General features: G+C 60.8%; 12 protein-coding genes and 1 other RNA gene. 6 read left to right on the plus strand and 7 right to left on the minus strand.

Going from position 1 to position 12,334, the window contains the following annotated elements; translation table 11 throughout:
• Positions 1 to 10: 10 nt before the first annotated feature.
• Together BUE38_RS17920 and BUE38_RS17925 are read left to right on the plus strand one after the other, a co-directional pair.
• On the plus strand, positions 11 to 1,060 hold the full coding sequence (locus BUE38_RS17920) for a FecCD family ABC transporter permease (RefSeq protein WP_234987085.1): 1,050 nt from the start codon (positions 11 to 13) through the stop codon (positions 1,058 to 1,060).
• Positions 1,054 to 1,803 carry an ABC transporter ATP-binding protein gene (locus BUE38_RS17925; protein WP_073436609.1) on the plus strand — a complete coding sequence of 250 codons (750 nt, stop codon included), beginning with the start codon at positions 1,054 to 1,056 and terminating at the stop codon, positions 1,801 to 1,803. The genes BUE38_RS17920 and BUE38_RS17925 overlap by 7 nt, the downstream gene beginning before the upstream one ends.
• Here BUE38_RS17925 and BUE38_RS17930 read toward each other — a convergent pair.
• The 4 genes from BUE38_RS17930 to grpE all read right to left on the minus strand — a co-directional run bounded on the left by BUE38_RS17930 (position 1,781) and on the right by grpE (position 6,950).
• Entirely contained in the window at positions 1,781 to 2,677 is an 897-nt protein-coding gene (locus BUE38_RS17930) for a DMT family transporter (protein WP_143166383.1), read from the minus strand. The two genes, BUE38_RS17925 and BUE38_RS17930, sit on opposite strands and share 23 nt — an antisense overlap.
• 189 nt (positions 2,678 to 2,866) lie before the next feature.
• A complete protein-coding gene (dnaJ, locus tag BUE38_RS17935; RefSeq protein ID WP_073436611.1) occupies positions 2,867 to 4,003 on the minus strand; it encodes a molecular chaperone DnaJ in 1,137 nt (378 codons plus the stop codon).
• 200 nt (positions 4,004 to 4,203) lie between these two features.
• A complete protein-coding gene (gene dnaK / locus BUE38_RS17940) occupies positions 4,204 to 6,132 on the minus strand; it encodes a molecular chaperone DnaK (protein WP_073436612.1) in 1,929 nt (642 codons plus the stop codon).
• 182 nt (positions 6,133 to 6,314) lie between these two features.
• Entirely contained in the window at positions 6,315 to 6,950 is a 636-nt protein-coding gene (gene grpE / locus BUE38_RS17945; RefSeq protein WP_073436613.1) for a nucleotide exchange factor GrpE, read from the minus strand.
• Positions 6,951 to 7,383: 433 nt separating this feature from the next.
• Between grpE and recN the strand changes: the two genes are divergently transcribed.
• Positions 7,384 to 9,057, plus strand: a complete 1,674-nt coding sequence (gene recN, locus BUE38_RS17950; protein WP_073436614.1) for a DNA repair protein RecN — start codon at positions 7,384 to 7,386, stop codon at positions 9,055 to 9,057.
• A gap of 194 nt (positions 9,058 to 9,251) precedes the next feature.
• Here the strand turns inward: recN and fur are convergent, their stop codons facing one another.
• Positions 9,252 to 9,698, minus strand: coding sequence for a ferric iron uptake transcriptional regulator (gene fur, locus BUE38_RS17955; protein WP_073436615.1), 447 nt, complete (start codon positions 9,696 to 9,698; stop codon positions 9,252 to 9,254).
• A 72-nt stretch (positions 9,699 to 9,770) separates the two neighbouring features.
• On the opposite strand from fur, the gene BUE38_RS17960 reads away from it, so the two are divergent.
• The gene (locus BUE38_RS17960; RefSeq protein WP_200802208.1) at positions 9,771 to 10,220 is read left to right on the plus strand and encodes an outer membrane protein assembly factor BamE; all 450 of its coding nucleotides are present in this window, start codon (positions 9,771 to 9,773) and stop codon (positions 10,218 to 10,220) included.
• Positions 10,221 to 10,331: 111 nt separating this feature from the next.
• Here the strand turns inward: BUE38_RS17960 and BUE38_RS17965 are convergent, their stop codons facing one another.
• Together BUE38_RS17965 and BUE38_RS17970 are read right to left on the minus strand one after the other, a co-directional pair.
• On the minus strand, positions 10,332 to 10,655 hold the full coding sequence (locus BUE38_RS17965; RefSeq protein ID WP_073436617.1) for an RnfH family protein: 324 nt from the start codon (positions 10,653 to 10,655) through the stop codon (positions 10,332 to 10,334).
• Positions 10,645 to 11,079: a type II toxin-antitoxin system RatA family toxin gene (locus BUE38_RS17970; protein WP_073436618.1), complete on the minus strand. Its 435-nt coding sequence runs from the start codon at positions 11,077 to 11,079 to the stop codon at positions 10,645 to 10,647. The genes BUE38_RS17965 and BUE38_RS17970 overlap by 11 nt, the downstream gene beginning before the upstream one ends.
• Before the next feature lie 263 nt (positions 11,080 to 11,342).
• On the opposite strand from BUE38_RS17970, the gene smpB reads away from it, so the two are divergent.
• Together smpB and ssrA are read left to right on the plus strand one after the other, a co-directional pair.
• On the plus strand, positions 11,343 to 11,828 hold the full coding sequence (gene smpB / locus BUE38_RS17975) for an SsrA-binding protein SmpB (protein ID WP_073436619.1): 486 nt from the start codon (positions 11,343 to 11,345) through the stop codon (positions 11,826 to 11,828).
• Between the two features lie 63 nt (positions 11,829 to 11,891).
• Positions 11,892 to 12,265, plus strand: a transfer-messenger RNA (tmRNA) gene (gene ssrA / locus BUE38_RS17980).
• Positions 12,266 to 12,334 lie beyond the last annotated feature (69 nt).

Below are 12,334 nucleotides of genomic sequence, written 5' to 3' on the forward strand. Positions count from 1 at the left end.
CATCAGAACCATGACCACAGAGGGTCGCGAACGTGGCTTCTACCGCAGCCTCGTGGCGCGCCGTCAATTGATTCTGGGTGGTCTGCTGGCCGCCCTGCTGATCAGTCTGTGTGTTGATCTGGCGCTTGGCCCGGCCCGCTATAGCCTCGGCGAAGTGATTGAAGCCGTGCTGGCCCCCGGCAATGTCAGTGATCAGGTGCGAGTCGTGGTGTGGGAAATCCGCATGCCTGTCGCGCTGATGGCACTGGTGGTCGGTGCCAGCCTGTCGATTGCCGGCGCTCAGATGCAGACCATCCTCAGCAACCCACTGGCCAGTCCTTTCACCCTGGGCATTTCCGCCGGCGCCGGTTTCGGTGCGGCGCTGGCACTGGCCTTTGGTGTCGCGCTGATACCTGCCGCCATCGATTATGTGATCCCGCTGAATGCCTTTCTGATGGCCATGCTGACCTCCTTTCTGATTCACGCCCTGAGCATGCGTCGTGGCGTCACCATCGAGACCATTGTGCTGCTGGGCATCGCCATGGTGTTCATCTTCAACTCGCTGATGGCCCTGATCCAGTTCTTTGCCAGTCAGCAGGCGGTCGCCGCAGTGGTGTTCTGGACCATGGGCAGTCTGACCAAGGCCACCTGGCCGAAACTGTGGATGTCGCTCGCGGTACTCTGCGTGGTCGTCCCACTGCTGGCACGCCATGGCTGGGCGCTGACCGCCATGCGCCTGGGCGACGCCAAGGCCGAGAGCCTGGGGGTCAAGCCACGCGGCCTGCGCCTCGAAGTGCTGGTTCTGGTGTCACTGTTGTCGGCCATGGCCGTCGCCTTTGTCGGCACTATCGGCTTCATCGGACTGGTCGGCCCGCACATCGCGCGCATGCTGGTCGGTGAGGATCAGCGCTTCTTCCTGCCGGGTTCAGCGTTGTGCGGTGCCCTGATCCTGTCGGTCGGCTCGGTCCTCTCGAAGATCATTCTCCCCGGCACGGTGATTCCCATCGGCATCATCACCTCCCTGGTTGGCATTCCCTTTTTCCTGTTCCTCATCCTCAGTCGCAGGAAGGCATCATGGTAACGCTCGAACTCAACGAGGTTGGCGCCCGCTATGGACGCCGTCAGATACTGACGGGCATCACCACCCCGCCCCTCCAGGGCGGCCAGGTGGTCGCCCTGCTCGGCCCCAACGCCGCCGGAAAGTCGACCCTGTTCCGGCGTATTCTCGGGCTGCTCAAGGGCAGCGGCGACGTCAGGATCACCGGTACCAGCTCCAGCCGTCCTGTGGCCTATATGCCTCAGGATACCGGGGTCAATGCGGTGCTCACCGTCTACGAGAGTGTGCTGCTCGCCCGCATGCAGGGGCGCAGCCTGAAGGTTCAACAGCAGGACCTGGAAGAGGTGGAACGCGCCTTGCGCGAGCTGGACATCATGGCGCTGAGCGAACGCGATATCAGTGACCTCAGCGGAGGCCAGCGACAGCTGGTCGGAGCGGCTCAGGCACTGGTTCAGGCACCGGATATTCTGCTGCTGGACGAACCCACTTCGGCCCTCGACCTGCATCGCCAGATCGACCTGCTGTCGATCCTCGGTCGTCTGGCTCGGGAGCGGCGGATGCTGGTCATAGTGGCGATCCATGATATTGGCCATGCGTTGCGGTTCACCGACCAGGCTCTGGTCATCGCCAACGGAGGCTTCGTCGCCTGTGGGCCCACGCCCCTGGTGGTGACCTCGGAAATGCTACGCGACGTCTACCAGGTCATCGCCCGGGTCGAGAACTGTACTCAAGGTCAGCCTCAGCTCATTGTCGAGGCCGCCGTCTGAAGCTTCGCCCTTCCAGGGCGGCAAGCACCGCGCCGCCCAGGATCAGTGGCAACGCCATCACGAAGCCGGCCGACAACGGCAGGCCAAACAACAACAGGTCGACCAGTACCGGCCAGATCAGTGCCACATACTCGAAGGGTGCCAACCGCGATGCCTCGGCAAAGCGCAGCGCCAGTGTCATGGCAATATGCGCCGCGCCGCCGAACAGTCCGGCGAGAATCAACAACAGGAGTTGTTCGGTGTTCACCTCCGCCCAGCCCAGTGGCAGCGTCGCCAGTCCGGCAAGCGCCGACGTCAACACGAAGTAGAAGGCGATCGCCCCTGGTGTTTCAGTCCGCGAGATACGTCGCACCGTGAGCAGCGCACCGGCGGTCAGAACCGCCGCCAGTATCCCCAGCAGATAGCCCGACGCCTGGCCGGTGGCATCACCCAACCCGGGCAGCACCAGCACGACCACCCCCAGCAATGCCAACCCCAGGGCCAGCACACGGTGTAATGTCAAGCGCTCGCCCAGCAGCGCCACCGCCCCCAGCGCCATGACCACCGGGCTGAGCTGAGCCAGCAGGGTCGCTTCCGCTACCGGCAGTCGCGCTACGGCGGCAAAGGAGGCGAACATCGCCGCCGCGCCCAGCCCCGAGCGCAGCAGATGCCCCAATGGGCGACGCGTTGCCAGACCAGCAGGGAATTCCCTGCGCCAGGCCAGAAACACCGCAATCGGCAGCAGAGCGAACAATGAGCGGTAGAAGACGATCTGTCCGAGCGGAACGGTTTCGCTCAGCAACTTGACGCAGACCAGCATGCCGGTGAACAGCATGCCCGACAGGATCCGCAGGGTAATCCCCAGCCCGGACCGGTCCATGGAGTCTGTCATCATGCCGTTCCTCTGGCTGGAGCCTGTATCACACAGGATTGTGCGGGTAAACGCACTGCGCCCACCAGACCCCGACAAGGGCTGGTGGGCTGCAGTGGTTCAGATGCCATTTCATGACATCAGAAGCGAGGCGAAAACCTCCTGCGGGAGCCTTTGGTCCCTGAAGGTTCATACCCCTGGAGTTTCATACCCCTAGAGCTTCATATCCTCGAAGAACTTTTTCACCCCATCGAAGAAGCTCGACTTCTTCGGCGAGTGTTGGCTGTTGCTGCCTCCCAGGCTCTCCTGAAACTTGCGCAACAGGTCCTTCTGCTCTTCATCGAGCTTGACCGGAGTCTCGACCACCACACGGCACAGCAGATCGCCCGCGGGGCCTCCACGCACCGGTTTGACTCCCTTGCCGCGCAGCCGGAACAGCTTGCCGGTCTGGGTCTCGGCGGGAATCTTCAGTTTGACGCGACCATCCAGCGTCGGAACTTCCAGCTCACCACCCAGGGCAGCATCGACAAAGTTGATCGGCACTTCGCACTGCAGATGACGGCCGTCACGCTCGAAGATATGGTGCGGCTTGATCGATACCTGCACATACAGGTCGCCATGCGGCCCACCGTTGATACCGGCCTCGCCCTCGCCGTTGAGACGAATGCGATCACCGCTATCGACACCGGCTGGGATCTTCACCGACAGAGTGCGTGTCTCACGCACACGGCCCTCGCCATTACACTTGTGGCACGGCACCTTGATGTGCTGGCCGCTACCATGACAGGTTGGGCAGGTCTGCTGCACGGCGAAGAAGCCCTGCTGCATGCGTACCTGGCCATGACCATGACAGGTCGGGCAGGTTTCCTTGCTCGACCCCGGCTCGGCGCCATCACCGTCACAGCGTTCACACTCGATGTGGCGCGGCACACGGATATCCACGCTGGTACCCGCGACGGCACTCTCGAGATCCAGCTCGAGGTTGTAGCGCAGGTCGCTGCCACGCTGCGGTGCGTTGGGGTTGCGACGACCACCGCCGCCACCGAAGATATCGCCGAACACATCGCCGAAGATGTCGCTGAAACCACCAGCACCAGCACCGCCGAAGCCCCCTCCCGCCTGGCCATCAACGCCGGCATGACCGAACTGGTCATAGGCCGCACGCTTCTCGCCATCGGCAAGAACTTCATAGGCTTCGGACACTTCACGGAATTTCTCCGCGGAGGTGTCATCGCCGGGATTGCGGTCCGGGTGAAACTTCTGGGCCAGGCGGCGATAGGCCTTCTTGATGTCTTTCTGATCAGCGCCGCGCTCTACGCCCAGCACCTCATAATAGTCTCGCTTCGACATTCAGCATTCTCGCTTGGACATGTGTCCATCCGCCTCCGTATTCCTCGGCCAGCCCTGGCTTTCATCATGACCAGGCCCGGTCGTGAACAGCCTCATCATGAGATGATCGAGCCATGAAAGACCACCTCATGAAAGAGCAGGTATGAACACCAACGCGGGAGTCCAGCTCCCGCGTTGGTGTCAACCGAGGTTCAGATGTATTACTTCTTCTGGTCGTCGTTGACTTCTTCGTACTCAGCGTCGACCACATCATCATCCTTCTTGGCACCGGCAGCGGCATCATCACCACCTGCCTGCTGTGCCGCGTCGGCCTGCTCGGCGTACATCTTCTGCGCCAGATTACCGGAGGCTTCAGTCAGCGCATCCAGCTTCGCCTGAATGGCGTCCTTGTCGTCGCCCTTGAGCGCTTCTTCCAGCTCACTGGCCGCCGTCTCGATGGCCTGCTTCTCTTCGTCGCTGGCCTTGTCACCGGCTTCCTCGACCGTCTTGCGAGCGGCATGGATCATGCCATCGGCCTGGTTACGCAGCTGCACCAGCTCCTCGAACTTCTTGTCCTCGTCGGCATGCGCCTCGGCGTCACGCACCATCTGTTCGATCTCGTCATCGGACAGACCGCTGGAGGCCTTGATGACAATCGACTGTTCCTTGCCGGTTGCCTTGTCCTTGGCGGATACGTTCAGGATACCGTTGGCATCGAGGTCAAACGCCACCTCGATCTGCGGTACGCCACGCGGCGCCGGCGGGATGTCGGACAGGTCGAAACGGCCGAGAGACTTGTTGCCGCTGGACTGCTTGCGCTCACCCTGCTGCACGTGAATGGTCACGGCAGTCTGGTTGTCGTCAGCCGTCGAGAACACCTGGGTCTTCTTGGTCGGAATAGTGGTGTTCTTCTCGATCAGCGGCGTCATCACGCCACCCAGTGTCTCGATACCCAGCGTCAGCGGTGTCACGTCGAGCAGCAGTACGTCCTTGACGTCGCCACCCAGAACGCCGCCCTGAATCGCTGCGCCAACGGCCACAGCCTCATCCGGGTTCACATCCTTGCGTGCTTCCTTGCCGAAGAACTCAGCTGCCTTGGCCTGCACCATCGGCATACGAGTCTGACCACCGACCAGGATCACATCATCGATCTCGGAGGCGGACAGTCCAGCATCAGCCAGTGCGGTCTTGCACGGGTTCAGTGAACGCGCCACCAGGTCTTCGACCAGCGACTCGAGCTTGGCACGGGTCACCTTGACGTTGAGGTGCTTCGGACCGGTATTGTCAGCAGTGATGTACGGCAGATTGACGTCTGTCTGCTGCGCGCTGGACAGCTCGATCTTGGCCTTCTCGGCAGCTTCCTTGAGGCGCTGCATCGCCAGGTTGTCACCGGACAGATCGATGCCGCTGTCAGCCTTGAACTGGTCAACGAGGTAGTTGATCAGCTTGAGGTCGAAGTCTTCACCACCCAGGAAGGTGTCACCATTGGTCGCCAGCACTTCAAACTGGGTCTCGCCATCAACATCTGCCACTTCGATGATGGAGATATCGAAGGTACCACCACCCAGGTCATATACCGCGATGGTCTTGTCACCACGCGACTTGTCCATGCCGTAGGCCAGCGCTGCCGCTGTCGGCTCGTTGATGATGCGCTTGACCTCGAGACCTGCGATGCGGCCGGCATCCTTGGTCGCCTGACGCTGGCTGTCGTTGAAGTAGGCCGGGACGGTGATGACGGCTTCGGTGACCGCTTCACCAAGGTAGTCCTCGGCAGTCTTCTTCATCTTCTTCAGTACTTCAGCGCTGACCTGGGGCGGAGCCAGCTTCTTGCCCTTGACCTCGACCCATGCGTCGCCGTTGTCCGCCTCGCTGATGGTGTAAGGCACCATCTTGATGTCCTTCTGGACAACGTCGTCCTTGAAGCGGCGACCGATCAGGCGCTTGATGGCGTACAGCGTATTCTCGGGGTTGGTGACGGCCTGGCGCTTGGCCGCCTGTCCCACCAGTGTCTCGCCATCATCGGTGTAGGCGATGATGGAAGGAGTGGTACGTCCGCCTTCGGCGTTCTCGATCACCTTGGCGCTGTCACCGTCCAGTACAGCTACACAGGAGTTGGTTGTACCAAGGTCAATACCAATGATGCGTCCCATAGGAAATCCTCGAATTCAGTATCTTGCCAAAACTTTAATGTCACTCTGGCGGCTTTCACCGCGGGGTTGCCAACTATGTGGGGGGTGTGCCGAGCATTTTCAAGCCTCGATTTTCAAACCCTCGCCCTGGACAACCGGTCCGTGTTGGTGACGTCTGAGGGTTACCTGCTCGGCAGCAGACCTCAGCCTGCGGCCTGGCTCACCACCACCATGGCAGGACGCACCAGGCGTCCATTGAGCAGGTAGCCCTTCTGCATTACGTCGATGACCGTATTGGCGTCGACCTCTGGATTGGGCACCATGGCCATGGCTTCGTGCTGCTGCGGGTCGAAGGGCTCACCATGAGGCTCGACGACTTCGACGCCGAACTTGCCAAGCACATCCAACTGCATCTTGAGCGTCATTGATACACCCTCACGGTGGACCTCCGAAGCATCGTCTCCCATGGCCTCGAGCGCCTTCTCCAGGCTGTCGACCACCGGCAGCAATTCCTTGACGAACTTCTCGAGAGCGAACTTGCGAGCCTTGTCCGCTTCAGCCTCGGCACGACGACGCACGTTCTGCGCTTCAGCGGCAGCACGCAAGGCCTGGTCCTTCGCTTCGGTAACGCTCTGCTCCAGCTCGGCTACGCGCTCCGCGAGCACCTCTGCCTCGGGATTATCCGACGCCTCGAGCGTTACGCCTTCGATATCAGCCTGCTCCACCTCCCCATTGATCTCGACAGGTTCGGCGTTTTCCGCCTGCTGTTCGGACTGGGCTTGCGGAGTTGCCTTGGCACCCTGTTCATCGTCGAGCGGGGTCTGGGAGTCTTTGGCCATGTTCAGCCTCCTGATAATGAAGCCAGCGCTCTCATTGCCGCCGGCCGGGTCTTGTCTGAAAAAGGGCTCTGCTGGAAAAACGATCCAGGCGCCTGCAGCGCGATTGGAAGCTATATGGGGATGCCCACCATAATCTCAAGGCCCGGACAACAAGACATCGTCAGATTGACATGCCAGAGGTACGGATAGTGCATTGAGCCGCCATCCCGACTACTGTATAAATACACACAACAACTGTATAAACGCACATACTGCGAGACATTGATTCCATCAGGCATTGCAGCTGTCAGAAATGGCAGATGCCAGAGGAGGCTGCAGCCAGCAGCAGTTGTCGGTACCCGGCATTACCGGTACCAGGAGTCGCAGGTGTTATCCGTCATTACGCGTTGATGCCCCCTGCCGGTATCCCGGCGCAGGGCGCAAGGAGGCTTGAATGCTGACCGAGCTCGCCATTTCCGATTTCGCTATTGTCGACCAGCTGGAACTGGAGCTGGGCTCCGGCATGACCGCCATCACCGGGGAGACGGGTGCCGGCAAGTCGATTCTGCTTGGCGCCCTGGGGCTGTGCCTGGGCGAGCGCGCCGACTCCGGCAGTGTACGCCACGGCCAGGCCCGGGCCGACCTCTCGGCCCGCTTCGACATCAGCAAGCTCCCTGCCGCCCGCGACTGGCTGACCAGCCGAGAACTACCCAGCGACGAGTGTCTGCTGCGCCGAGTCGTGACCAGAAGCGGTCGCTCCAAGGCCTGGATCAACGGCCAGCCGGTCACCATCAGTGACCTCAAGTCACTCGGTGAGACGCTGATCGAGATCCATGGCCAGCACGCACACCAGGCGCTGCTGCACGAAGAAACCCACCTGCGACTTCTCGATGACCTCGCCGGTCATCGTCAGAGCGTCAGCCTACTCGGTGAGCTGTATCGCCAATGGCAGTCCACCCGCCGCAAACTCAAGCGACTTGCCGACGATGGTGATGAACAGCGAGCTCGCCGACAACTGCTGCGTTACCAGGTAGAGGAGCTTGACCAGTTGGGCCTGGGCGACGAGGAACTGGCCAGCCTGGAGAATGAACAGGGTGACCTCGCTCATGCCGAAACCCGCCTGGCCGAGACTCAGTTCGCCATGGACTGCTGCGATGGCGAGGATGGTGGCGCCCTGCCCATGCTCCACCAGGCCGTACAGCGCCTTGGAGAGTTGCACGGCAGTGAACGAGGTGGTCTGGCCAACGTCATCGGCCTGCTTGGCGATGCCTGCATCCAACTGGAGGAGGCCTCACGTGAACTCGGCCAGGTAATGAGCAGTATCGAGCTGGACCCAGAGCGTCTGGCCTGGGTGGAACAGCGCATGGGCGAGGTTCACCGCATTGCTCGCAAGCACCATGTCATGCCGGAGGAGGTCCCCGCCTTGCACCAGAGACTCAGTGAAGAACTGGCAGGTCTTGAAGGTGGCGAGGACGATCTGGAGGCTCTGGCCGAAGAAGCGGAATCGCTCAAGGGGCAGTGGCGCGAACTCGCCGAATCCGTCAGCCAGGCTCGCCAGTCCGCCGCCTCGCGTTTCGCCGAGGAAGTCCAGCAACAACTGGCATTCCTTGCCATGGGCAAGGCCACCTTCGAAGTGGAAGTCAGCCGCCGTGACAGTGCCTCGCCGGACGGCATGGACCGGGTTCGTTTCTTGATCGCCGCCAACGCCGGGCAGCCGCCACGGCCACTGGCAAAGGTCGCTTCGGGAGGCGAGTTGTCACGCATCAGTCTCGCCATTCAGGTGATCGCCGCACAGCACTCGACCATTCCCAGCCTGGTATTCGATGAAGTCGATGTCGGTGTCTCCGGCGCCACGGCAGAAATCGTCGGTCAACTGCTGCGTCGGCTCGGCAGCAATGGACAGGTACTGACCGTCACTCACCTGCCCCAGGTTGCCGCCCAGGCTCATCAGCATCTGCATATCCACAAGCAGGATGAAGACGACACCACCCTGACACGCATGACACTGCTGGACGAGGCAGGTCGCGTAGGAGAATTGGCACGGCTGCTGGGTGGCGTGAAACTATCCGACCAGACCCTGGCCCATGCCCGGGAAATGCTCAACGCCAGCCAACACCCCCGACACTGAGCCGAAGCGGAGGTAAAAAACCTCCTCCTCCCAGAAAACACGAAAAGCCCCGGACCGTGAGGATCCGGGGCTTTCAGATTCAAGACGTCTTTATAGACGCCAGCAGGAACAGCTACGACAGTCAGGAGCAGCAGACAGGCAAGACACACTCGCTCCAGCCGCGAGAGCGCTGGAAACGAGAGCCTGGCCGGGCACTACTTCCTGACGATGCCTTCCTGGCGTGTCGCCTTGGAGCCCTTGGGGCGAACGTACAGCACCAGCGCATGGTCAACCAGCTCGAAACCGTGCTCTTCAGCGATTTCCTGCTGGCGGCGCTCGATGGTGTCGTCAAAGAATTCGATGATCTCACCGCTCTCCAGGCACACCATATGGTCATGGTGCTCTTCCTGGGACAGTTCGAAGACCGCGTGACCGCCATCAAAATTATGTCGGATCACCAGGCCCGCCGACTCGAACTGAGTCAGCACACGATAGACTGTCGCCAGCCCCACATCCTCGCCCGCCTCGAGCAATGTCTTGTAGACATCCTCTGCGCTGAGATGGTGCTGGTCGGTGGCAGATTCCAGAATCTGCAGGATCTTTACGCGCGGCAGCGTGACCTTGAGGCCGGCCTTGCGCAATTCATGGTTCTTGTCGGCCATGGTTGCTCTTCGCAGTATCAGGTAGGGTCGGGTATGATCGACCGACCCCACGATAGTGAAGAACAGGCGCAAATGCAAAAGTTGACTGGAATTGTCACCCTTTCACTGGCCCTGGCCCTGACCAGCGGCTGTACCTATTTCAGCGTTTACAAGCGCGACCTCAACCAGGGAAACCTGGTGACGGCTGCCATGGCGGACCAGTTGCAGCCGGGCATGACTCGTCAGCAAGTCGTTGATGTAATGGGCGCTCCTCTGCTGGAGGCACCTTTCGACGCCTCCCAGTGGGACTATGTCTACCGTGTCGACGAAGCCTATGGCGACGTCAAGCAGCGCCGCATGACCCTGACCTTTGCCGGCAACGAGCTGGTCAACATCCAGCGTGAGGGCAACTTCAACCTGACGCCGGTTGCAGATCGTCATGTTGAAGGCGTCGGCCCCAGCAGCGGTGGTGCGCCGGATCTCGAAAGCGGTGAGATCGAACCGATCTACAACCGCACCATCGAGGACCCCCAGGCAAGATAAGCGCCGCTGTGGCGCTACCCTACCAGGGTAGCGCCACAGCACCCAGAGAGTGACTCGATCATCGCCATAGCGGTGGTTGTAGAGAGCTGTGGGCGAATGCCGGACCAGCCGTCAGGTCCGGCCTTTCTGTGCTCTCGCCTGGCGGGCTGCCTTGGGATCGATCGTCAGCGGGCGGTAGACCTCGACCCGGTCGCCAGACCGCAGCACATGTTGTTGCGGATTGCGCAACGCCTTGCCGAAGATGCCAATGGGCGCTTCGCCAAGGCCCTCTGCAGAAAGGTCGGGAAACAGCCGTTCCAGATGAGCCAGTGCTACCGCCTGAGTCGCGGTGGTACCAGTAGGCACCTCGAGACTGACGATGTGCTGCCTTTCCGGTGACGCATAGGCCACTTCAACCTCGATCGAACCGGCACTGGTCGATGAATCAACGGCCATAGAGCTGGTCCGCTCGACGGGTGAAGGCATCGACCTGCTGACCTGCAATCTGCTGGAACACCCGACCGAAGGCCATTCCCAGCAAGCGATTGGAGAATTCGAAGTCCATCTCCAGGCTGACCTTGCACAGGTTCTCGCCCATGGGGGTGAATTTCCAGCGACCGGTCATGCGCTTGAACGGCCCCTTGACCAGCGATATCTCGATGCGCTCCGGCTCATGCAGATCGTTGCGCGTGGCGATGGTCTGTTCGACCCCGGCACGCCCGAGTGTCATCTCTCCGACCAGATGGGATTCATCCCGCTCCAGTAACCGTGACCGCACGCACCCTGGCAGAAATTCCGGATAGCGCTCGAAATCGTTGACCAGATCGAACATCTGTTTGGGGGTGTGCCGCACCATGGCGGAACGATTGACCGTTGGCATTGACCTCTCCGCTGACTTCACGTGGCCCAGGGCGTATCATGAGCGGTTATTTCAGCCTTGAATGGTACCATGCTTCGCCCCATATCGAAGTGAGCGCCGAAGCAGCACTGATCCTCGGCAACCGATCGCCGACCCGGGACAAGCCAACGGAATGCCGCGCCCCCAAAGAGCCGGCCTGGGCATCAATGCCGTACCGAGGCGCCTCCTGCATCATGGCAGGTGCGTATCAAGGCCTACACAGGGTTTGTACACCAAGAGGTTCCATGGCCAACAAGAAGGGAAAGGGTCCCAGCAGTAACGTCATCGCCCAGAACAAGAAAGCACGCTTCGAGTACCACATCGATGAGGTATTTGAAGCCGGTGTTGCCTTGTCCGGGTGGGAGGTCAAGAGTCTGCGTGCCGGCAAGGCCCAGCTGACCGATACCTATATTCTGATCAAGAACGGTGAAGCCTGGCTGCTGGGCAGCCACATTACACCGCTCAACACCGCCAGCACCCATGAGCTGGCCGACCCGACACGTACTCGCAAGCTTCTGCTGCATCGCAAGGAGATCGCGAAGATCTTCTCGCGGACCCAGGACAAGGGGCACACCTGTGTGCCGCTCAAGCTGTACTGGAAGGGCCCGCTGGTGAAGTGCGAGCTGGCTCTGGTGACGGGCAAGAAACAGCACGACAAGCGAGCCACCGAGAAGGATCGCGACTGGCAGCGTCAGAAGGGCCGCATCATGCGCGACCGGAACCGTGACTGAATCGCCCGGCCTCTGGCTATGGCGCTTGCCATGGCCAGTCTGGTATACTGAGAAGGCGTTATTGGGGGCGACATGGCTTCGACGCTGATGACAACCCCTTAGGTGCATGCCGAGAGCGTGATGTATCTCGTAAATCCAACATCACAATTGAATAGTCGCAAACGACGAAAACTACGCTCAGGGCGCTCTGGCAGCTTAAACCCCTGCCCGTCCTACCCAGAAGCAACGCGCCTGGTCGTTGCCGATGGGACATGAGCTCGTATAGCCAGGATCGCGTTTGGTTCTGTTCTCGCGCCAGACGTTAAACTTTAGAGAAATCGCACGCTGGAATCCTGCCCGTTGGAGTCCAGAGTGTTAAATCAAATAACGGAACTAAGCATGTAGAGCCGATGGGCGAGTGTCGGCGGACGCGGGTTCGATCCCCGCCGCCTCCACCAATATCCGACTGAAGCCACCTGAGCAGGGTGGCTTCTTTCGTTTCAGGGGCAAAAAGGGCGAGTGTCGGC

Source organism: Halomonas cupida (assembly GCF_900142755.1).
GTDB lineage: Bacteria > Pseudomonadota > Gammaproteobacteria > Pseudomonadales > Halomonadaceae > Halomonas > Halomonas cupida.